This is a genomic window from Methylobacterium pseudosasicola, assembly GCF_900114535.1.
Lineage (GTDB): Bacteria > Pseudomonadota > Alphaproteobacteria > Rhizobiales > Beijerinckiaceae > Methylobacterium > Methylobacterium pseudosasicola.
The window spans coordinates 62,063-81,987 of sequence record NZ_FOTK01000029.1; the positions used below are offsets into that span (position 1 = coordinate 62,063).

Consider the following 19,925-nt stretch of genomic DNA (forward strand, 5'->3'; position numbering starts at 1 on the left):
GTCACGCCTTCGCGGGCGCCTCGCGCGACGCCTCCTGCGGATCCGAGGCCGCCACGGGGTTGCGCGGACGGGTCCGGCCCGTGCCCGCCAGGACGATGTAGGTCAGCCCGACGATCATCATCGGCACGCAGAGCAGCATGCCCATGGTCACGCCGCCGCCCATCGGCCCGAGATGGTCGCCGAACAGGAAGCCGAGCTGCCGGTCCGGCTCGCGGAAGAACTCGCAGACAATCCGGGCCAGGGCGTAGCCGAGGACGAAGATCCCGCCGAGCAGGCCGGGCTTGCGGAAGCCGAACCGGCGGACAGACAGCGCCATGACGATGAACAGCAGCAGGCCTTCGGTCACGGCCTCGTAGAGCTGGCTCGGATGGCGCGGCAGCGGCCCGCCAGTGGGGAACACGATCGCGTAGGGGAAGTCCGGCGCGACCCGGCCCCAGAGCTCGCCGTTCACGAAATTCGCGATCCGCCCGAAGAACAGGCCGATCGGGACGACCACGGCGCCGATATCGAGCAGGGTGTAGCCGTTGAGCTTCTTGGCCCGGGCGAACAGCAGGAAGGCCAGGATCGCGCCCAGGAAGCCGCCGTGGAACGACATGCCGCCGTTGCGGATCGCCAGGATCTCCATCGGGTCGGCGAGATACATCGGCAGATTGTAGAACAGCACGTAGCCGATCCGCCCGCCCAGCACGACGCCCAGCGCCACCCAGACGACGAGGTCGTCGATATCGACCACCTGCGGGCGCTTGACCACGCCCCACAGGCTGTTGGCCATGACGAGGCGGCGCGCGTAGTACCATCCGCCGATCAGGCCGGCGATGTAAGCGAGCGCGTACCATTTGATCGTGATCGGCCCGATCGCGAGCGCCACTGGATCGATGGCCGGAAAGGGCAGGGCGAGGAGCGGCATCGGTCTGACCTCCGGGGCGGCCGGATTGGACGCCGGAGGGGCGGCGCGTCAAGTGCGCGGGACGCAGTGTCCGTCTGCGGGCATCAGGCATTCACGAACAGGAAGCCGTGGCCGTCCGGGCCCGAACAATAGGCAGCCTCACCGTTCGCGGATGAGCGAGGCGTAAAACCCGCCTCGCGCAGCGCCTTCAGCAGGCCGTCCATGTTTCCAACCGCGAAGACGAAGCATGTCGAGGCGCGGTCGGCCGGGCCGAACGGAGCTGGGGATGCTAGCCGGGTAACTGGCCGCCGGTAATGCAGCAGCTCGACATGCGGCGCGGGTGCGGGTGGTTCGAGCGCGATCACGTCGACTTCCGGATCGTCTAAGCCGTCGAGCCGGGCCTGTTCGGGGCCCCGGTTCAGCCCAGTCTGCGCGACCGTGAGACCGAGGGGGCCGGTGAGGAACGCCAGGGACGCATCGAGATCTGTGACGGTGATCGCCGAGTGGTCGATGCCGAGGAACAGGCCCGGCGCGTCGCGCCAGCGCTCCGCCGGCGGGCCGGCGGGAAAGACAATCAGCTCCAGGGGGTGGCCGTCCGGGTCGCGGAATTTGTAGGCGGTAACACCTCCGGAGGAGGCCGGAAGGACCTGTGCGCCGCCTCGGCTGATTGAGGCCGCCCCGAATCGAGCGAGCCGCGCCATCGCGGCCTCCATGTCGCGCACCGGGATCGCGAGATGCTGGAAGAACGGATCGGTCGCAGCCGGATCGGCAGGGTAGGGCGCGCCGGGCGGTTCGACCGCCAGGAAGGTCACGCTCTGATCACCGAGCCGCAGGCGCAGCTGCGTCGCCTGCCGCCCCGCCAGCCCCATTGCTTCGGCCTGCGCGTCCGGCACCGGCTCCGGCGGGGCGATGCATTCGAAGTCGAGACCGTCGCGATAGAAGGCTTCCGTGACGGAGAGATCCGCGACGGTACGGCTGAAGCCGGCAATGGCCCGGACACCGCTCACAGCAGCCGGGCTCCGCGCACGTTGGTGTAAATCGCGTAGAGCGCGTGCGAGGCGCATAGGAATAGCCGGCTGTTGTTGCGGCCACCGAAGGCGAGGTTCGCCACCGGTGAGGGCACCAGAATCTTGCCGACCAATTCGCCGCCGGGATCGATGCAGTGGACGCCGTCTCCGGCGCTCGACCAGAGATTGCCGTGCTCGTCGCAGCGGATCCCGTCCGCATTGCCCGGGGCGATCGTGCAGAACACATTTCCGCCGGAGAGACGGCCGTCCTCGGCCACATCGAACACGCGGATGTTCTGGAGTGGGTCGGGGGCGAATTGCAGCCCGGTCTCGACCACGTAGAGTTTTTGCTCGTCGGGCGAAAAGCACAGGCCGTTCGGCCCCTGGAAATCGTCCGCGACCACGTGCAACGAGCCGTCGCGCGGGTCGAACCGGTAGAGCGCGGCCGGCAACTCGGAGTCCTGCTTGCCGCCCTCGTAGTCGGTCTGAATGCCGTAGGGCGGGTCCGAGAACCAGATCGTGCCGTCGGACTTGCAGACGATGTCGTTGGGCGAGTTCAGCCGCCGGCCCTGGTAGCGCTCCACTAGGCTTGTGATGGTGCCGTCGAGTTCGGTGCGGTGGATACGCCGGCCGCGATGCGAACACGAGAGGAGCCGCCCCTGCCGATCCCGGGCATGGCCGTTCTCGAAGTCGCTCGCCGCCCGATAGACGCTGAGGCCGCCCTGATCCGTCCAGCGCATCACCCGGTTGTTGGGGAGATCCGAGAACAGCAACTCGTTGCGGTCGCCGAAATAAACCGGGCCTTCGGTCCAGCCGAAGCCTTCAGCAAGTTTTTCCAGCGGTGCGTTCGGCAGCACATACGCCTTGAAGCGCGGCTGGGCCAGCTCGAAGCCGTCCATGATGCGGCCCTACTTGAAGCGACCGGGCTGGTTCACGGTCGGCTCGACCTGGAGCCCCGTGACGATCATCGTGCAGGGCTCGTCACCCACGGTACCCGAGAGGTGGCCCTTCTTGCCGTCGCGCGCCTTGGTGTTCTGGTCCTCGCCCATCATCAGCTCGCCTGGGCCCATCTCGACCCGGTGGCCGTCCATGGTCTCCACGAACCAGCGGCCCGACAGGATCGCGATCCATTGCGGCCGCGGGTTCTCGTGCCACTCGCCGACCCAGCCAACCGGCAGGACCGTGAAGGTCACCACCGACGGCGCCGGATCCATCTTGTCGTTCCATTGCGGAGCGGTCTCGGGGTTGATCCCCTCGAATGTGAAGCGCTCGATGGAAAAGAGCTCCTGGCGGCTCACCCCCTCCGCGTCGGTATAGACGTGCCAATAGGGCATTTTCGGAGGGTTCGGCTCGCTCATCGTCGGTCCTGCGCGGCGGAAAAATCGTCTTCCGCACAACGGCTAGGTCTGGCGATGGTTCGCGACGGCTTGGGGTTGCCGGGCGTGATCCTATCCGCGCCGAGACTGCGGCTGGCCATCGCTCGGCGGCCAGGGAATCTCGCGGGTCATGATCGTCTCGACATCGTAGGGGCAGACCGGCGGGAAGGTCTCCTCGTCGAGCCCGGTCTCGCCGGCCGCCTCGATCCGCGCGCGGTGATAGGCCCGCGCGACCAGCACATCGATCCGGGACTTCAGGCTGGGGCTGTCTTCGAGACGCTCCGTCACGACGCTGCGTTGCGTCCGGATCGACGTGACCCAGCTGCGCGTCCGCCGGGTCGGCTGATGATCCCACTTCAGAAGGTGCAGCAGGATCACGCTGAGCGCGCCGGTCAGCGCGTGGCGTTCGCTGCGACCCACGTCCGCGATCTCGTCGGCAAGGTGCTCGATGTCGAGACGCGCCCAGGCCCCCGCTTGCAGGAAATGCACCTGCTCCTGCGCCCAGGCATGGACGTCGTCCTCGTACCGCATCGTCTTCAGCTTCTGCGGTACCCGCTTCGGAGCTGTCACGACCGCCTCCTCGCAGCCGCCCGTTCACACGGGCGGCAACAATTTATCACATCTGCTCCGGTAGCCTCTCGCTCTGCGCGAGGTTCGAGAACCGGGTGATGTTGGCGTCGAACTGCAACTCCACCGTGCCGGTCGGGCCGTGGCGCTGCTTGCCGAGGATGACCTCGGCCTTGCCGTGAACGCGGTTCATCTCCGCCTCCCAGGCAAAGAACTCTTCCGTGCCCTCGCGGGGCTTCTTGTTGTTGACGTAGTATTCCTCGCGGAACACGAACATCACCACGTCGGCGTCCTGCTCGATCGAGCCGGATTCACGCAGGTCCGAGAGCTGCGGGCGCTTGTCGTCGCGGTTCTCGACCTGACGGGAGAGCTGCGACAGGCCGATGATCGGCACCGCCAGCTCCTTGGCCAGCGCCTTCATGCCGGTGGTGATCTCGGTCATCTCCTGCACGCGGTTGTCGCTGCGCTTGCCGGAGCCGGAGAGCAACTGCAGGTAGTCGACGATCAGCAGGTCCAGGCCCTTCTGGCGCTTCAGGCGCCGGGCCCGGGCAGCGAGCTGGGCGATCGAGATGCCGCCGGTCTGGTCGATGTAGAACGGGATCGTCTGCATGTCCCGGGCGGCGTCGGTGATCTTGTAAAAATCCTCCGGCCGGATGTCGCCACGGCGGATCTTGTACGAGGGCACGCCCGATTGCTCGGCGATGATACGGGTGGCGAGCTGCTCGGCCGACATTTCGAGGGAGAAGAATCCGACGATACCGCCATTGACGGTCTGCATCGTGCCGTCGGCCGCCTTCTCGCCGCGATACGCCTTGGCGATGTTGAAGGCGATGTTGGTCACCAGCGAGGTCTTGCCCATGGCCGGGCGGCCCGCGAGGATGATCAAGTCGGAGGGCTGCAGGCCGCCCATCTTGGCGTCGAGGTCGGACAGGCCGGTGGCGATGCCCGAGAGCTTGCCGTCGCGCTGGTAGGCCTTGGCGGCCATGTCCACCGCGGCGGTGAGCGCGTCCGAGAATTTCTGGAAGCCGCCGTCGTATTTCCCCGCCTCGGCGAGCTCGTAGAGCCGGCGCTCGGTCTCCTCGATCTGGTCGCGGGGCGCCTGCTCCACCGGCGCCTCGTAGGCGCCGTTCACCAGATCCTCGCCGATGGTGATCAGCCGGCGGCGAATGGCGAGGTCGTAGATCGTCCGGCCGTAGGCGCCGGCATTGATCACGGTGGTCGCGTCGGCGGCGAGCCGGGCGAGGTACTGCATTACCGTCTGGCCGCCGAAATCGGCATCGCCCAGATAGGTCTTCATGGTGATGGGCGTGGCGAGCTTGCCGGCCCGGATCAGGGACGCCGCCACGGAAAAAATCTGCTGGTGGGCATCCTCCATGAAGTGCTCGGCCAGGAGGAAGTCCGACACCCGGTAATAGGCATCGTTGTTCACCAGGATGGCGCCGAGCAGCGCCTGCTCCGCATCGATGTTGTGCGGGGCGACGCGGTACTCGGCTTGAACGGCTTCCAGCTTGGCCGTGAGCGCATTGGGCAGGGCCATCGGCGGACGACTCCGAATCAGGCGCCGGAACGGGCGCACCAGGATCACACCGCGCGACCTTGGCCACGGTATGGTTACCGAAGCCTAGCCGACGGCCGGTTCATCCGGGCCTCGGCCCGGACGAACGGACGCCCGCCGACTCTCGCGAGGGGCGGGCGTCCATGCTGGAACAAAACTGGAACGTGTCAAGTCTCGGGGTCAATGATCCCCAATCTTCACCGGTATACAGGCCTGTTAGCTACGCTGCCCCGCGAGGGACAAAGAGCCCTTGCGGAGCAGCGCAGCCCAGGCGTCCCAAACGAATCAGCCGCGGTCGTCGGCACCCTCGCCGGCATCGGCCAGCGCCGCGCCGACTTCCAGGCCGAGGTCGTCGAGGTTGAACGCCTCGCGCTCGGTGACCGACTCGCCGCGGGCCTGACGCTCGGCCTCTTCGGGGCTGCGGGCAACGTTGACCGTGACCTGAACCTCGACCTCGGGGTGCAGCACCACCGGGACGTTGTGCAGGCCGAGGGTCTTGATCGGCTGGTTCAGGATGAACTGGCCGCGGTCGACGGTGAAGCCCTCCTTGGCCACCACCTCGGCGAGGTCGCGGGTGGAGACGGAGCCGTAGAGCACGCCGGTCTCGCCGGACTGGCGGATCAGGATGAAGCTCTGGCCGTTCAGCTTCTCGGCGACGGCCTCGGCGTCCTTCTTGCGGTCGAGGTTGCGGGCCTCGAGTTGGGCGCGCTGCGCCTCGAAGTGCTTCTTGTTGGATTCCGTCGCGCGCAGGGCCTTGCCGCGGGCGAGCAGGAAGTTGCGGGCGAAGCCCGGGCGGACATTCACGGTCTCGCCCATCTGGCCGAGCTTGGCCACGCGCTCGAGCAGGATCACTTCCATCGTCTTCACTCCTTCAGTTGGTCGGCCTCACGGGCCGGGGACTCACGGCGCCGGGTTGTCCTTGGGACGGCGGCGATCGAGGGCGGTGTCGGCCAGGCCGAACAGGGTGAGTGCCACCAGGGCGACGCCCTGGGTCACGAACAGGATCAGGTACATGCCGAACAGCATCAGCCCGCGCCCCGGCCGGCCGCGCGAACGGTCGTGGAAGGCGGCAAGCCCCTGGAGCGCGAAGGCGGCGCTGAACGCGCCGACCAGCGCGACGCCGAACACGCCGACGAAGCCGGGGGCGAAACACATCAGCACGGCGGTCGCCAGGGTCACCAAGGTCGCGCGCGGCATGGCGGTGGAGGGCAGGTCCGGCCAGGGCCGGGGCAGGCGGCCGGAGATCTTCACGATCTTGGCCGAGGCCCAGAGATAGAAGGTCAGGAGCAGGGTGAGCCCGTTGGCCGCGAAGGCGGGCACGACCCGCGCCAGGGCGTCAGCGACCTCGCTCCGCGTCACCTCGGCCTCGTCCGAGCCGGTCATGGGCGCCGCATCCGGCTCGGGAGCCGCGTCCGGACCCGACTCGCCGGTCTCGGCTTGCGGGGCGTCGGCGCGGCGCGCTTCGATCGTCGGGCGGGCGGCGGGGTCGCGCACCTGCACCAGGGTGCGGGCGAGCCCGCGCAGCTGCGTGTCGAAGGCCGCGTGGTTCGGCGAGGACAGGACCGCGATCGCGATAAAGGCGAGGGCGGCCGTGGCGGCGGTCCAGCCGAGCAGGCGGCCGGTCGGGTACCATTCGAGGCCCGACGGCGTCTCCCGACCCAGCAGGGTCAGGTAGGCGAGCCACCAGGCGGGCAGGGCGATGTAGGCCGCGAAGGCGAGGCCCATGAAGGGCGCGATCACCAGGGCGAGCGCGAGACTGCCGGCCGCCACCGCGGCGAGGGCTGCCTTGTGGCTCCAGCCCAGGCCGACGATCAAGATCGGCAGTGGCGCTACGAGGTAGAGCACGATCGCCAGCGGGGTCGCCTTCAACAGCACCCCGAACAGGAGTGCGGAGACGAGGCCCGCGCCGATACCGATGCCTATATGGTTTGCCATGGGTTCCGCTGTCCCGCTGCCGGTCCGGCAGGGTTAGAGGCGACGCTGCGCCCCAACGATCGAGCGATGCCAGATCGCTCTCGGTGAAAGCCGGCCCGGATCGATGCCGGGCCGGCCGATTTCGAGACCTACTTGATCACGTAGGGCAGCAGGCCGAGGAAGCGGGCGCGCTTGATCGCCTGGGCGAGCTCACGCTGCTTCTTGGCCGAGACCGCGGTGATGCGCGACGGCACGATCTTGCCGCGCTCGGACACGTAGCGGGACAGAAGCTTGACGTCCTTGTAGTCGATCTTCGGCGCATTCGCGCCGGAGAACGGGCAGGTCTTGCGACGACGGAAGAAGGGACGGCGTCCGCCGCCCGCACCAGCACCAGCACCAAATGCCATGGCTTAGGCCTCCCCGCCGAAGCTGCGCTCGGGACGATCGCCACCGCGATCCCCACGGTCCGGACGGTCGCCGCCGCCGAAGCCGCCACCGAAGCCGTCATCGTCGCGACGCCGGCCGCGCTCGCGATCCTTGCGGTCGTCGCGGTCGCGCTTCTGCATCATCGCCGACGGCTCGGAATCGAGATCCTCGACCCGGACGGTCATGAAGCGCAGCACATCCTCGGAGATCTGCATCTGGCGCTCCATCTCGGCGATGGCGGCCGGGGGGGCGTCGATGTTGAGGAGCGCGAAATGCGCCTTGCGGTTCTTCTTGATGCGGTAGGCCAGGGACTTCACGCCCCACATCTCGATCTTCTCGAGGCGGCCGCCGTTCTGCTCGATCACACCCTTGTAGGTGTCGATCATCGTCTCGACCTGCTGGGACGTCACGTCCTGCCGGGCCAAGAGCACGTGCTCGTAGAGAGGCATATCGGGCCTTTCAGTGTCAAAAGGAGCCCGGCCGCTGACAAGCGGCTGGTTCGGGCCGGTTCATTCGCGAGACGCTCGGCGCCAAGCCCTTCGAGCCGATTTTCAGGCCCGAGCGGTTGATCGAAGGCGGAGACACCGGACGACGGATCGGTGAAGACCCTATACCGCAAGCGGCACCATCCGTTCAGCCCCCGGCCGGAGCGAACGCGAGGGGCGGCGCATAAGCGGTTTTCGTGCGTCTGGCAAGACCGGGGAGCAGCGACAGGCTGGTAAGCCGACCCGTCTTGCCGGTGAGGCGCAACGCCAGCATATCGGCGGTTCGAGGGCGCCGGCCGGACCGTGGCGCCCCGGGACGAACGAGCCCATGACATCGGAAAAACAGCGCCTCGGCGTCAACATCGACCACGTCGCCACCGTGCGCAATGCCCGCGGCGAGCATTATCCCGACCCGGTGCGGGCGGCCCTGCTGGCGGTCGAGGCGGGGGCTGACGGCATCACCGCGCATCTGCGCGAGGATCGCCGCCACATCCGCGACACCGATATCGCCGCGCTGAAGCGCGACCTCACCGTGCCGCTGAACTTCGAGATGGCGGCGACCGACGAGATGGTGGCGGTTGCCCTGGCGACCCGGCCGCACGCCGCCTGCCTGGTGCCGGAGAAGCGCGCGGAGCGCACCACCGAGGGCGGCCTCGATATCATCGGCGGGCGCGATCACCTCGCCCCACGCATTGGCGCCCTGGCCGAAGCCGGTATCCGCGTCTCGCTGTTCGTCGAGCCGGAGCCCGCGATCATGGAGGCCGCCTGGGCGCTCGGGGCGCCGGTGGTCGAGCTGCATACCGGCAGCTACTGCGAGGCCGCCATTGCCGGCGATCGGGCGCGCATCGCCCACGAGCTGGCGCGGATCAAGCGGGCGGCCGAACATGGCGCCGGGCTCGGCCTCGAGATCCATGCCGGGCACGGGCTCACCGTCGAGAGCGTCGGGCCGGTGGCGGCGCTGCCGCAAATCCGGGAGCTGAATATCGGCCACGCGTTGATCGCCGAGGCGATCTTCGTCGGCCTCGCCCAGGCCGTGCGGGACATGCGGACCGCCATGGATCGCGCGCGGCGCCCATGATCATCGGCATCGGCTCGGACCTCTGCGACATCGACCGGATCGGCCTGACCCTGGCGCGCCACGGCGACCGCTTCACGCACCGGGTGTTCACCGATGGCGAGCGGGCACGCTGCGACCGCCGCGCCGCGCGCGCCCCGGGCTATGCCCGGCGCTTCGCCGCCAAGGAGGCCTGCGCCAAGGCCCTGGGCACCGGTCTCAGCAACGGCGTGTTCTGGCGCGACATGGAGGTGGTCAACTTGCCCTCCGGCCAGCCGACCCTGCGGCTCTCCGGCGGCGCGGCGGCGCGCTTGGCCGAGATGCTGCCCCCGGGCCACGAGGGCCGGCTGCATGTCAGCCTGACGGATGACCCGCCGATGGCTCAAGCCTTCGTGATCATCGAGGCTTTGCCGATGCTTCCGCCCCGTTGAGATCCCGGCCGGTGGATTAGCCTGCCGCCCTCGCGCGTTGCGGGGGGCTCGCGCTTGGTCTAGACCGCCGCACCAGCGGACACGATTGCGGCGCATTCCTCGGGACAACCGCAGATCAGCCGCGAGCGGCGGGGCCGCGGGCGGCTGGCGTATGATGCGGAAAAGCGGAGTCCGGTTTTCCGAAGCCATCATGCGATAACGGAAGCGCCGGAGCCTGCTCCGGCGACGGAATCTGAGTCTGAAGATGGAACGCGCACGCGTGGATCACGACGGCAAGCCGCTGATGAAACAGGCCGAGACCGGCACCTGGGCCAGCATCCGCGAGACCCTGAAGGTCGGCATTCAGGCGCTGCTGATCGCCCTGGTGGTGCGGACGCTGCTGTTCCAGCCGTTCAACATCCCGTCCGGATCGCTGGTGCCGACCCTGCTGATCGGCGATTACCTGTTCGTTTCGAAGTACTCTTACGGGTACTCGAAATACTCGCTGCCGCTTTCGGAATACATCCCGATCCAGGCCGACGGGCGCGTCTGGGCGGCGGAGCCTAAGCGCGGTGACATCGCCGTGTTCAAGCTGCCCAAGGACAATGCCACGGATTACATCAAGCGCGTGATCGGCCTGCCGGGCGATAAGATCCAGATGATCGACGGTGTGCTCAACATCAACGGCAAGGCGGTCAAGCGCGAGCGGATCGCCGATTACGAGACCACCGATCCCTACGGCCAGGCGACCAAGGTTCCGCAATACCTCGAGACGCTGCCCAACGGTGTGGTCCACCGGGTGATCGAGCGCGACGGCGACAACGGCTTCTGGGACAAGACCGAGCTCTACACCGTGCCGAGCGGCCACTTCTTCATGATGGGCGACAACCGCGACAACTCCACCGATTCGCGCGACCTCGCCAGCGTCGGCTATGTGCCCTTCGCCAACTTGGTCGGGCGCGCCGAGATGATCTTCTTCTCGATCGACGAGGGCACGCCGGCCTGGCAGCTCTGGAACTGGCCGGCCCACGTACGCTGGTCGCGCCTGTTCTCGACGATCCATTGACCGGCCCGGACTCAGAGCCGGACTTGGACGAGGCTGCACAGGCTCGGCCGTCTTCGCGGGCGCGGCGCTCCCACAAGCCGCGGCCGCCGCTCGCTGCCCTTGAGGAGCGGATCGGCCACAGCTTCGCCGACCAAACCCTGCTCACCCGAGCCCTGACCCATACCAGCAAGGCCACCGGCCGCGGCGGCAGCTATCAGCGCCTGGAATTTTTGGGCGATCGCGTGCTCGGGCTCGCGGTGGCGGACCGGCTCTATTCCGCCTTTCCCGACGCGGACGAGGGTGACCTGTCGCGCCGGCTCGCCGGCCTCGTGCGCCGGGAGACCTGCGCGGTGGTGGCGGCTTCCTGGGAGGTCGGGCCGCACCTGATCCTCGGCCAGGGCGAGGTGATGGGCGGTGGCCGGCGCAACCAGACGATCCTGGCCGACGTGTGTGAAGCCATCCTCGGTGCGGTCTACCTCGATGCCGGCTTCGACGCGGCCCGGGCGATCGTCGAGGCGCATTTCCACCCGACCGAGCCTCTGTCAGCGCATCGCGGGCGCGACGCGAAGTCTGCCTTGCAGGAATGGGCGATGGGCCGGGGCCTGCCGATTCCCGTCTACGCGGTCGTCGAGCGCACCGGCCCGGATCATGCGCCGCGCTTCCGCATTGCCGTACAGGTCGAGGGGCTCGAGCCGGGCCATGGCGAGGGCACCTCGAAGCGTGTCGCCGAGCAGGAGGCCGCCCGCGCGCTGATGGAGCGCGAGGGAATCGGCACCGTCCCGGAGACGGGGCCGACGGAGACAGCATGACCGAACACGATCAAGACGACGGACTGGACGACGGTCCTGCCGAGCGGCCAGCCCCGAAGGCGCCCACGGCGCTTCCCGGTACGCCCGCCGATGCGCGGGCGGGCTTCGTCGCGCTGATCGGCGTGCCGAATGCCGGCAAGTCGACGCTGCTCAACAACCTGGTCGGCACCAAGGTGTCGATCGTCTCGCGCAAGGTGCAGACGACCCGGGCGCTGGTGCGCGGCATCCTGATCGAGGGCTCGGCCCAGGTCATCCTGGTGGACACCCCCGGCATCTTCGCGCCGAAGCGCCGCCTCGACCGGGCGATGGTCCATTCGGCCTGGAGCGGCGCGGCTGATGCGGATGCGGTCTGCTTGCTGGTCGACGCCCGCAAGGGCCTGGACGAGGAGGTCGAGGCGATCCTGAGCCGGCTCGGCGATGTGAAGCGCGAGAAGATGCTGATCCTCAACAAGATCGACCTGATTCCGCGCGAGCGGCTGCTCGATCTCGCTGCCAAGCTCAACGCGGCCTCGCCGTTTGCCGAAACCTTCATGATTTCGGCCCTCAAGGGCGACGGCGTCGGCGATCTGCGCCGGGCGCTCGCCGTCCGGATGCCGGCCGGCCCGTGGCTATACCCGGAGGATCAGGTCTCGGACGCGCCGCTGCGCATGCTCGCCGCCGAGATCACTCGGGAGAAGATCTACGATCGGCTCCACGAGGAGCTGCCCTACCGCTCCACGGTCGAGACCGACCAGTGGCAGATCCGGCCGGACGGCTCGGTGCGGATCGAGCAGACGATCTTCGTCGAGCGGGAGAGCCAGCGCTCGATCGTGCTCGGCAAGGGCGGCCAGACCATCAAGGCAATTGGGCAGGCGGCCCGCATCGGAATCTCCGAGGCGGCGGATGCCAAGGTCCACCTGTTCCTGCACGTGAAGGTGCGCGAGAACTGGGCCGACGATCCTGCCCGCTATCGCGAAATGGGCCTGGAATTCCCCCGCGGCTGAACCCGGGTTTCCAAAGGGCAAGGCCCTTTGGCGGGGTTCGGGGGCGGAGCCCCTGAAGAGACCAGGGCTCTGCCCTGGACCCGCAAAAGGTCAAAGACCTTTTGAAACCGGGTTTTCAGGCCTCCGGTACATCCCAGCCGATTGAGCGGCGCAGGAAGTTCAGGCCGAGCGCCAGGAACGACGCTGTCTCGGCGTTGTCCTTGCCGTAGCCGTGCCCCCCGGCCGCGGGCTCGTAGAAGGACGCGTCGTAGCCGAGGGCGTTGAGCTTCCGGGCCATCTTGCGGGCGTGGCCAGGATGCACCCGGTCGTCGCGGCGGCTGGTGGCCAGCAGGATCGGCGGGTAGGGCCGGCCCGCTTCGGCCGTGTGGTAGGCCGAGATCGCGCTGAGGAAGGCCCAGTCCTGCGGATCGTCCGGATCGCCGTATTCTGCGATCCAGCTCGCCCCGGCCAGGAGCTTGGTGTAGCGGCGCATATCGATCAGCGGGATCGTGCAGAACAGCGCGCCGAACCGCTCCGGATACCGCGTCAGCATGTTGGCGATCAGCAGGCCGCCGTTCGAGCCGCCCTCCGCGGCGATCCGGCCCGGCCGGGTCACGCCGCGCGCCACGAGATCGGCCGCGACCGCGGCGAAATCATCATGCGCCCGGGCCTTGCCCTCCCGGCGCCCGGTATCGTGCCAGGCTGTGCCGAACTCGCCGCCGCCGCGGATGTTGGCGACGACGCTCGTGCCGCCCCGCTCCAGCCAGAGCTTGCCCAAGACCGGCTGGTAGCCCGGCAGCAACGGAACCCGGAAGCCGCCATAGGCGGTCAGGTACAACGGCGCCTCGCCGGTCAGCCCGTCCGGGCCGGTCTGGACGTAGGGAACGCGCGTGCCGTCCGCCGAAACCGCCTCGTGGCGGGTGACCCGCAGACCCTGGGCATCGAAGACCGGCGGCGTCCGGCGCAGCACCGTGGGCGCTTCGAGGCTCGGCGGGATGCTGAGCAGCGTCGCGGGCGTCACCGGGTCGTGCACCGTGGCGAGCAGGGTGCCGTCCGCCTCTTCGGGGTCGCCGTCGAGGGGCCAGACATGGACGCTGCCCAGACTCGGCAGCCCCTCCAAGGGCCGCGTCGTCCAGCCTCCCTTGTCAGGGGTACAGACCGTGTAGGTCGGCCGCAGGTCGTCGAGGGCATGTACGAACAGGCGTCCGGCGGACCAGAACACGTCCTGGAGCGCCCGGCGCTCGTCCGGCCGCCACAGCACCGTGAAGGCGCGGCTTCCGGCAAGGAACTCCGAAAGCGAGATCGCCAGCACGGTGTCGGTCGCGTGCTCGGTGCCGCCCACGCGCCACGGCTGACGTGGCCGCACGGCGATCTGGTCCCGATCGATCTGCACATCCGCGTCCGAGGGCAGGTCGGGCTGCGTGCGTGGGCCCGTCCGGTCGCCGAGATGGATCTTGGTGTCGAAGAATCCGACCTGATCGACGAAGACGAGCCGCTCGACGCCAGTCTCCCGATCGACCGAGGCCCAGGCGGCCATGCTGGTCTCGGGGACTTCGAACAGCACTGCGGCGGCCTGCGGGTCTGACCCGCGCGACAGCATCCGCGCGGTGCGCGGGTAGCCGGCGCGCGTGGCCATGCCGTCGCCGTAGGCGCTCGAAACCAGCAGCGTGTTGCGGTCGAGCCAAGCCGCACCGCCCTTCGACTCCGGCAGGACGAAGCCGTCGGCCACGAAGCTGCGGCTGATCAGGTCGAACTCGCGCACGACCTTGGCGTCGCCGCCGCCCCGGCTGAGGGACAGCAGGGCGCGGTCGTGACCGTCCTTCAAGACCAGGGACCCGGCCCAGACCCAATCCTCGCCCTCCACGGCGGCCAGCGCATCGAGGTCGAGCAGGATGTCCCAGGCCGGCGATTCCGTGCGAAAACTCGCCTCGTCGGTGCGCCGCCACAGGCCGCGGGGGTGCTCGGCATCCGTCCAGAAATTGTAGAGCAGCCCGCCCCGGCGCGAGACGAACGGGATGCGCTCCGGTCGGTCGAGGATGGTGCGCGCGGTGTCACGGTCCCGGGCGAAGGCGGCATCGCCGTAGCGGGCCAGGGTCTCGGCGTTGCGCGCCTCGACCCAAGCCAGCGCCTCCGGCCCGTCGATCTCCTCCAACCAGAGGTAGGGATCGTCGTCCGGGTGCTGGAGGGTCGGGCGCGGATCGGTCGGAGCGGTCATGCTGACAGGATAGACCCACCTTCGGAGATTCGGGAACCGCGTCGGCACCGACCCGGAGGCTGGGCTTCCGGGACCATTCCGGTTAACAAGCGACGTTCCCCCCGGATGATCCGAGTCGGGTGCGGGTTTCCCGCTCCTCAGTGGATTCGCGTTCCGGTGCCGGCACTCAAGATCCCGAATATCTCATGCGCCATGCCGTCTACGGCCTGCCGCCGGTGGACCTCGCCGAGGTTCCCGGTGACGCCGTCCAGGTTTCCCCTCTCATTCCCGGCTCCGCCCGGCTGGAGGATCTGTCCGAGGGCAGCCTCGATGCTGTGACCGTGCTGGCACCGCCCGGCACGATCGAGCGGCGCTACGTGCTCGCTCACACGTTGCGGGCCCTCGTGCCCGGCGGACGGATGCTGGCGCTCGCCCCGAAAGACCGGGGTGGCGCTCGGCTGGCCAAGGAACTGGCCGCCTTCGCATGTCACGCCGCCGACGAGCCGCGCCGCCACCACCGGATCTGCAGGCTCGTGCGACCGCCCGAGCCGGCCGGGCTTGCCACGGCGATCGACGAGGGCGGCCCCCGCCACGTCGACAACCTCGCCCTGTGCACGCAGCCCGGCGTTTTCTCCTGGGACCGCCTCGATCCCGGCACGGCGTTGCTCCTGGCCAATCTCCCGCCCCTGAAGGGCAAGGGGGCCGATCTCGGCTGCGGCCTCGGGATCCTCGCCCGGGCGATCCTGGGCTCGTCCGCCGTGACCGCGCTGACGCTCGTCGAGATCGATCGCCGGGCCGTCGAGATGGCGCGCCGCAACGTCGCCGATCCCCGGGCGACGATCCTCTGGGCCGATATCCGGGCCGCCGGCACGGTGCCGGACGGCCTCGACTTCGTCGTCATGAACCCGCCGTTCCACGATGGCGGAACCGAGGATCAGGCGCTCGGCCGCACCTTCATCACCCGGGCCGCGGAGGCTCTGCGCAAGGGCGGCACGCTGTGGCTCGTCGCCAACGCGCACCTGCCCTACGAGACGGCCCTGGGCGCGGCGTTCCGCGACGTCTCGGTGGCGGTGCAGGCGGGGGGCTACCGGGTCTACGAGGCGCGCCGATGAAGGCGGCGAAGTCCGTTCGCCTCGACAAGCTGCTCGCCAATCTCGGCTACGGGTCGCGCCGCGAGATCCAGGGGCTGGCGCGCGCTGGCGCGATCCGGCTGGACGGCGCCGAGGTGGCGGATGCCGGCGAACGGATCGCCCTCGATCCCCATCTCCCGACGCGGCTGACGATCCACGATGCACCGGTCGATCCGCTGCCCGGCCTGTGCCTGATGCTGCACAAGCCGCTGGGCGTGACGTGCTCGCACAAGGAGGCCGGCCCGCTGGTCTACGGGCTGCTGCCCGAGCGCTGGCGCCGGCGCGACCCGCCGCTCTCCACGGTGGGGCGCCTCGACAAGGAGACCTCTGGCCTGCTGCTGCTCACCGACGACGGCGCGCTGCTGCATCGGATCATCGCCCCCAAGGCGAAGGTGGCGAAGCGCTACCGGGTCACCCTCGACCGGCCGCTCAACGGCACCGAGGGAGCGACCTTCGCGTCCGGCACGCTGATGCTGGAGGGCGAGGAGCGCCCCCTGCTGCCGGTGCAGCTGGAGGTGGAGGATCCGACCCATTGCGCGGTGACGTTGACCGAGGGGCGCTATCATCAGGTGCGCCGGATGTTCGCGGCAATCGGCAACCATGTCGTGGCGCTGCACCGGGACCGGGTCGGCGGACTCGACCTGCCGACGGACCTGCCGGCCGGGGGATATCGGGTGATGAACGAGGCGGATGTGGCGGCCATTTTCGCGGGGGGCTGAACACCCCGCTGCCGGGCTACGGCCTCAGTGGAGCGACCGGGCGAGGGCGACCACGGCTCCGATGATCGCGAGCGTCTGAAAGCCGATCAACCCGGCGACCCAGCGTACGATCTCGGCTCGGGTCTCCGCCAGTTCGACGCGCAGATCCGCCTTCGTGACGAGATCGCCCTGGAGCGCTTCGGCCATGGCATCGGCCAAACCTTCGGCCTGCTCGGTCGAGAGCTTGGCCTTGTCCCGGAGCGTCCGGGCGAATTTCAGCGTATCGAACGCCACGGCAGCCATGCTGGGCATTATCGGTGTCGAAGGTGCCGGGTTGCAAGCTCCTGATGGGCGGCTACCCCATCCGCGTCACCCGAATCCTTGCGTCCCGCCCCGGGCTCTGCTAAGCGCCCGCCCATCCCACACGCGGAGCCGGCCTCATGCCTGAATGAGGCGTCTTCCGGTGGCCGCCCGAATTCTTGGGCGGCTGCATCCCTCCGCGGCGGATCCAACCGGAGCGTACAAAGATATGGCCGTCGATTTCTCTATGCGTCAGCTCCTCGAGGCGGGCGCCCATTTCGGTCACCAGGCCCACCGCTGGAACCCGAAGATGCAACCGTACATCTTCGGCACCCGCAACAACATCCACATCATCGACCTGGCCCAGACCGTGCCGGCGATGCACACCGCGCTGCAGGCCGTGAGCGACACCGTCGCCAAGGGCGGCCGCGTGCTGTTCGTGGGCACCAAGCGCCAGGCGGCCGACACGATCGCTGACGCCGCCAAGCGCTCGGCCCAGTACTACGTCAATTCCCGCTGGCTGGGCGGCATGCTCACCAACTGGAAGACCATTTCGGGCTCGATCGCGCGCCTGCGGAAGGTCACCGAGACGCTGGAGACCGGCGGCCCGGGCCTGACCAAGAAGGAGCGCCTGATGCTGTCCCGTGAGAAGGACAAGCTCGAGAAGGCGCTCGGCGGCATCAAGGACATGGGCGGCGTGCCCGACCTGCTGTTCGTGATCGACACCAACAAGGAGCAGCTGGCGATCAAGGAGGCGAACCGCCTCGGGATCCCGGTGGCCGCCATCGTCGACACAAACTGCAACCCGGACGGCATCACCCACATCGTCCCGGCCAACGACGACGCCGGCCGCGCCATCGCGCTCTACTGCGACCTGATCGCTAAGGCCGCCATCGACGGCATCTCGCGGGCGCAAGGCTCGTCGGGTGTCGATCTCGGCGCCTCCGAGGAGCCGCAGGCCGAGGAACTGCCGGCCAACGACGACGCGGCCGTCTCAGTCGAGTCCGACGCACTCGATCCGGCCGACGTGGCGATGCTCGCCGAGACCACCGAGCATTTCGAGCTGCTCGCCGCCCCGCGCGGCGCGCCGGACGACCTGACCAAGCTGCACGGCGCCGGTCCGCAGATCGTCCAGAAGCTCAACGATGCCGGCATCTACCATTACTGGCAGATCGCCGCGATGACCCCGGACGAGGTCGCCAAGGTCGATTCCGACCTGAAGCTCAACGGCCGCATCGACCGTGATTCGTGGGTCTCGCAGGCCCGCGGCTTCGTCGAGGACGCCGCCGCGGTCTGAGCCTCGGTCCGTCGTGGCGCCCCGTCATCGGGGCGTCGCGGATCCAGCCATATCGGGCCCGGCCGCTCCCCGCGCGCCGGGCCTCTCTCATCCAGACCACACGAAAGGGACCGCCATGGCCAACATCACCGCCGCGATGGTGAAGGAGCTCCGGGAGAAGACCGGCGCGGGCATGATGGACTGCAAGGGCGCGCTCAACGAGACGCAGGGCGACATCGAGGCGGCCATCGACTGGCTGCGCAAGAAGGGTCTCGCCAAGGCCGCCAAGAAGGCCGGCCGCGTCGCTGCCGAGGGCCTGGTCGCCGTCGAGTCCGCCGGCCATCACGCCGCGATCGTCGAGGTGAATTCCGAGACCGATTTCGTCGCCCGCAACGATGCCTTCCAGGCCTTCGCCCGCGAGGCCGCCAAGATCGCCCTCAACACCGACGGCACCCTGGAGGGCCTCCAGGCCGCCAAGTTCCCGGGCGCAACCGAGACCGTCTCGGAGAAGCTGCAGAGCCTGATCGCCACCATCGGCGAGAACATGAACCTGCGCCGGGTCGCCAAGCTCGAAGTGAAAAAGGGCGTCATCGCCTCTTACGTCCACAGCCAGGTCTCGGACGGTCTGGGCAAGATCGGCGTGCTCGTGGCCCTCGAGTCCGAGGGTGACGTCGAGGCCCTGTCGGCCCTCGGCCGCCAGATCGCCATGCACGTCGCCGCCACCAACCCGGTGGCGCTGGACGCCTCCGGCGTCGACGCCGCGACCCTGGAGCGCGAGTCGAACATCCTGCGCGAGAAGAACGCCGGCAAGCCGGATCACGTGCTCGCCAAGATCGTCGAGAGCGGCCTGAAGAGCTACTACAAGGAGGTCACCCTCCTGGAGCAGCCCTTCGTGCATGACGGCTCGAAGACCGTCAGCCAGGTGCTCAAGGAAGCCGCCGGCAAGGTCGGCGGCCCAGTCACCCTGACCGCGTTTGTCCGCTACGCGCTGGGCGAGGGCATCGAGAAGGAAGACGGCCCGGACTTCGCCACCGAAGTCGCCCAGCAGGCCGGCCGCGCCTGATTCTTTTTGGACCCTTCGGTCTGACGTTTTTTATGATCCCGTCCGGCGTAAGCCGGGCGGGGTTTTCTTTTGTATTGGGGGGCTTCGATGGCGGCTTGCGCCGCGAGGCGGTGCGGCCGAGCGGCGCCTTTCCCACCCCATCCAACCCCCCTCATCCTTGTAAGTCCAGTGTCGCGCGATCTGGTAAGGTCGGATCCGCGGCGACGGGCAGGACCCCGGCTCATCCTGGGGCTTTGAAGCCCGCACCTCAGCTTGGGAGCCTGCCCGTCCCTTCCACGACCCCGGACAGTCGCTCGGGCCGCAAGAGCCCGGTTGCGCAAGGGTGGGGCGGGATGGGACCGGTGTGTGTCGGGATCGACGTGTGCAAGGCGCGGCTGGACGTGCATGTCCTGCCGCAGGGTCAGGCGTTCGCGGTCGCCCGCGACGGCGCGGGCCTGAGCGATCTGGTGGCGCGCCTGCAGGCGCTGGGGCCGGATCTGGTGGCGATCGAGGCCACCGGCGGCTTCGAGCAGGTGGCGGCGGCCGCGCTGGCGGGGGCGGGTCTGCCGCTGGTGGTGGTCAACCCGGCCCAGGTCCGGCACTTCGCCAAGGCGCTGGGCCAGCGGGCCAAGTCGGACCCGATCGACGCCGCGGTGATCGCCCGGTTCGCGGTGGCCACCCGGCCGGCGGTGCGGCCGCTACCGGACGCGGCCACGCGGCTGCTGGCCGACTTGGTCGCCCGGCGCCGCCAGATCGTCGAGATGCTGGCGGCCGAGAAGAACCGGGCGC

Annotated in this window: 22 protein-coding genes; 10 read left to right on the forward strand and 12 right to left on the reverse strand. The window is 68.9% G+C overall.

Annotation, left to right across the window (positions count from 1 at the left end):
* Nucleotide 1: 1 nt before the first annotated feature.
* The 10 genes from lgt to rpsF all read right to left on the reverse strand — a co-directional run bounded on the left by lgt (nt 2) and on the right by rpsF (nt 8,180).
* Nucleotides 2–907, reverse strand: a complete 906-nt coding sequence (lgt, locus tag BM228_RS23470; RefSeq protein WP_092044393.1) for a prolipoprotein diacylglyceryl transferase — start codon at nt 905–907, stop codon at nt 2–4.
* 83 nt (nt 908–990) lie between these two features.
* On the reverse strand, nt 991–1,893 hold the full coding sequence (locus tag BM228_RS23475; RefSeq protein ID WP_092044395.1) for a VOC family protein: 903 nt from the start codon (nt 1,891–1,893) through the stop codon (nt 991–993).
* Nucleotides 1,890–2,792, reverse strand: a complete 903-nt coding sequence (locus BM228_RS23480; protein WP_092044396.1) for an SMP-30/gluconolactonase/LRE family protein — start codon at nt 2,790–2,792, stop codon at nt 1,890–1,892. The genes BM228_RS23475 and BM228_RS23480 overlap by 4 nt, the downstream gene beginning before the upstream one ends.
* 9 nt (nt 2,793–2,801) lie before the next feature.
* Nucleotides 2,802–3,251, reverse strand: coding sequence for a cupin domain-containing protein (locus tag BM228_RS23485; RefSeq protein WP_092044398.1), 450 nt, complete (start codon nt 3,249–3,251; stop codon nt 2,802–2,804).
* 90 nt (nt 3,252–3,341) lie between these two features.
* Nucleotides 3,342–3,839: a DUF29 domain-containing protein gene (locus BM228_RS23490; protein ID WP_244537285.1), complete on the reverse strand. Its 498-nt coding sequence runs from the start codon at nt 3,837–3,839 to the stop codon at nt 3,342–3,344.
* A gap of 46 nt (nt 3,840–3,885) precedes the next feature.
* Nucleotides 3,886–5,373: a replicative DNA helicase gene (locus BM228_RS23495; RefSeq protein WP_058194725.1), complete on the reverse strand. Its 1,488-nt coding sequence runs from the start codon at nt 5,371–5,373 to the stop codon at nt 3,886–3,888.
* 303 nt (nt 5,374–5,676) lie between these two features.
* Nucleotides 5,677–6,249 (reverse strand): 50S ribosomal protein L9, encoded by a 573-nt coding sequence (gene rplI / locus BM228_RS23500; protein ID WP_092044400.1) that lies wholly within the window; start codon nt 6,247–6,249, stop codon nt 5,677–5,679.
* 42 nt (nt 6,250–6,291) lie between these two features.
* Nucleotides 6,292–7,326 (reverse strand): hypothetical protein, encoded by a 1,035-nt coding sequence (locus BM228_RS23505; RefSeq protein WP_092044401.1) that lies wholly within the window; start codon nt 7,324–7,326, stop codon nt 6,292–6,294.
* Nucleotides 7,327–7,454: 128 nt separating this feature from the next.
* A complete protein-coding gene (rpsR, locus tag BM228_RS23510) occupies nt 7,455–7,712 on the reverse strand; it encodes a 30S ribosomal protein S18 (RefSeq protein WP_091712669.1) in 258 nt (85 codons plus the stop codon).
* Nucleotides 7,713–7,715: 3 nt separating this feature from the next.
* Nucleotides 7,716–8,180 (reverse strand): 30S ribosomal protein S6, encoded by a 465-nt coding sequence (rpsF, locus tag BM228_RS23515; protein WP_092044403.1) that lies wholly within the window; start codon nt 8,178–8,180, stop codon nt 7,716–7,718.
* Nucleotides 8,181–8,544: 364 nt separating this feature from the next.
* On the opposite strand from rpsF, the gene BM228_RS23520 reads away from it, so the two are divergent.
* From BM228_RS23520 to era, 5 genes are all read left to right on the forward strand, one after another.
* A complete protein-coding gene (locus BM228_RS23520) occupies nt 8,545–9,294 on the forward strand; it encodes a pyridoxine 5'-phosphate synthase (RefSeq protein ID WP_092044404.1) in 750 nt (249 codons plus the stop codon).
* Nucleotides 9,291–9,701, forward strand: coding sequence for a holo-ACP synthase (acpS, locus tag BM228_RS23525; RefSeq protein ID WP_092044406.1), 411 nt, complete (start codon nt 9,291–9,293; stop codon nt 9,699–9,701). The genes BM228_RS23520 and acpS overlap by 4 nt, the downstream gene beginning before the upstream one ends.
* 244 nt (nt 9,702–9,945) lie before the next feature.
* The gene (lepB, locus tag BM228_RS23530; RefSeq protein WP_092044408.1) at nt 9,946–10,746 is read left to right on the forward strand and encodes a signal peptidase I; all 801 of its coding nucleotides are present in this window, start codon (nt 9,946–9,948) and stop codon (nt 10,744–10,746) included.
* A 23-nt stretch (nt 10,747–10,769) separates the two neighbouring features.
* Nucleotides 10,770–11,534 (forward strand): ribonuclease III, encoded by a 765-nt coding sequence (rnc, locus tag BM228_RS23535; protein ID WP_092044409.1) that lies wholly within the window; start codon nt 10,770–10,772, stop codon nt 11,532–11,534.
* Nucleotides 11,531–12,517: a GTPase Era gene (era, locus tag BM228_RS23540; protein WP_208612084.1), complete on the forward strand. Its 987-nt coding sequence runs from the start codon at nt 11,531–11,533 to the stop codon at nt 12,515–12,517. The genes rnc and era overlap by 4 nt, the downstream gene beginning before the upstream one ends.
* Nucleotides 12,518–12,632: 115 nt before the next feature.
* Here era and BM228_RS23545 read toward each other — a convergent pair whose 3' ends face one another.
* On the reverse strand, nt 12,633–14,711 hold the full coding sequence (locus tag BM228_RS23545) for a prolyl oligopeptidase family serine peptidase (protein WP_092044411.1): 2,079 nt from the start codon (nt 14,709–14,711) through the stop codon (nt 12,633–12,635).
* 185 nt (nt 14,712–14,896) lie between these two features.
* Here BM228_RS23545 and BM228_RS23550 point away from each other — a divergent pair, with 185 nt between their 5' ends.
* Complete coding sequence (locus BM228_RS23550; RefSeq protein ID WP_092044413.1) at nt 14,897–15,802, forward strand: class I SAM-dependent methyltransferase; 906 nt, start codon at nt 14,897–14,899, stop codon at nt 15,800–15,802.
* Nucleotides 15,799–16,539 (forward strand): pseudouridine synthase, encoded by a 741-nt coding sequence (locus BM228_RS23555; RefSeq protein ID WP_092044414.1) that lies wholly within the window; start codon nt 15,799–15,801, stop codon nt 16,537–16,539. The genes BM228_RS23550 and BM228_RS23555 overlap by 4 nt, the downstream gene beginning before the upstream one ends.
* Nucleotides 16,540–16,563: 24 nt before the next feature.
* On the opposite strand, the gene BM228_RS23560 is transcribed toward BM228_RS23555, so the two are convergent.
* Nucleotides 16,564–16,821 (reverse strand): hypothetical protein, encoded by a 258-nt coding sequence (locus BM228_RS23560; protein WP_092044416.1) that lies wholly within the window; start codon nt 16,819–16,821, stop codon nt 16,564–16,566.
* Between the two features lie 226 nt (nt 16,822–17,047).
* On the opposite strand from BM228_RS23560, the gene BM228_RS23565 reads away from it, so the two are divergent.
* The 3 genes from BM228_RS23565 to BM228_RS23575 all read left to right on the forward strand — a co-directional run.
* A complete protein-coding gene (locus BM228_RS23565) occupies nt 17,048–18,115 on the forward strand; it encodes a 30S ribosomal protein S2 (protein WP_092044417.1) in 1,068 nt (355 codons plus the stop codon).
* Between the two features lie 115 nt (nt 18,116–18,230).
* Complete coding sequence (tsf, locus tag BM228_RS23570; protein ID WP_092044419.1) at nt 18,231–19,157, forward strand: translation elongation factor Ts; 927 nt, start codon at nt 18,231–18,233, stop codon at nt 19,155–19,157.
* Between the two features lie 332 nt (nt 19,158–19,489).
* On the forward strand, nt 19,490–19,925 hold a 436-nt coding region (locus BM228_RS23575; RefSeq protein ID WP_139234173.1), incomplete at its 3' end, for an IS110 family transposase.

Bases quoted from the DNA above. Each gene is read 5' to 3' on its own strand.
- lgt (WP_092044393.1), bottom strand. From the start codon at position 907: ATGCCGCTCCTCGCCCTGCCCTTTCCGGCCATCGATCCAGTGGCGCTC.
- BM228_RS23480 (WP_092044396.1), bottom strand. From the start codon at position 2,792: ATGGACGGCTTCGAGCTGGCCCAGCCGCGCTTCAAGGCGTATGTGCTG.
- BM228_RS23485 (WP_092044398.1), bottom strand. From the start codon at position 3,251: ATGAGCGAGCCGAACCCTCCGAAAATGCCCTATTGGCACGTCTATACC.
- BM228_RS23495 (WP_058194725.1), bottom strand. From the start codon at position 5,373: ATGGCCCTGCCCAATGCGCTCACGGCCAAGCTGGAAGCCGTTCAAGCC.
- rplI (WP_092044400.1), bottom strand. From the start codon at position 6,249: ATGGAAGTGATCCTGCTCGAGCGCGTGGCCAAGCTCGGCCAGATGGGC.
- BM228_RS23505 (WP_092044401.1), bottom strand. From the start codon at position 7,326: ATGGCAAACCATATAGGCATCGGTATCGGCGCGGGCCTCGTCTCCGCA.
- rpsR (WP_091712669.1), bottom strand. From the start codon at position 7,712: ATGGCATTTGGTGCTGGTGCTGGTGCGGGCGGCGGACGCCGTCCCTTC.
- rpsF (WP_092044403.1), bottom strand. From the start codon at position 8,180: ATGCCTCTCTACGAGCACGTGCTCTTGGCCCGGCAGGACGTGACGTCC.
- BM228_RS23520 (WP_092044404.1), top strand. From the start codon at position 8,545: ATGACATCGGAAAAACAGCGCCTCGGCGTCAACATCGACCACGTCGCC.
- acpS (WP_092044406.1), top strand. From the start codon at position 9,291: ATGATCATCGGCATCGGCTCGGACCTCTGCGACATCGACCGGATCGGC.
- lepB (WP_092044408.1), top strand. From the start codon at position 9,946: ATGGAACGCGCACGCGTGGATCACGACGGCAAGCCGCTGATGAAACAG.
- era (WP_208612084.1), top strand. From the start codon at position 11,531: ATGACCGAACACGATCAAGACGACGGACTGGACGACGGTCCTGCCGAG.
- BM228_RS23545 (WP_092044411.1), bottom strand. From the start codon at position 14,711: ATGACCGCTCCGACCGATCCGCGCCCGACCCTCCAGCACCCGGACGAC.
- BM228_RS23550 (WP_092044413.1), top strand. From the start codon at position 14,897: ATGCGCCATGCCGTCTACGGCCTGCCGCCGGTGGACCTCGCCGAGGTT.
- BM228_RS23555 (WP_092044414.1), top strand. From the start codon at position 15,799: ATGAAGGCGGCGAAGTCCGTTCGCCTCGACAAGCTGCTCGCCAATCTC.
- BM228_RS23560 (WP_092044416.1), bottom strand. From the start codon at position 16,821: ATGGCTGCCGTGGCGTTCGATACGCTGAAATTCGCCCGGACGCTCCGG.
- BM228_RS23565 (WP_092044417.1), top strand. From the start codon at position 17,048: ATGGCCGTCGATTTCTCTATGCGTCAGCTCCTCGAGGCGGGCGCCCAT.
- tsf (WP_092044419.1), top strand. From the start codon at position 18,231: ATGGCCAACATCACCGCCGCGATGGTGAAGGAGCTCCGGGAGAAGACC.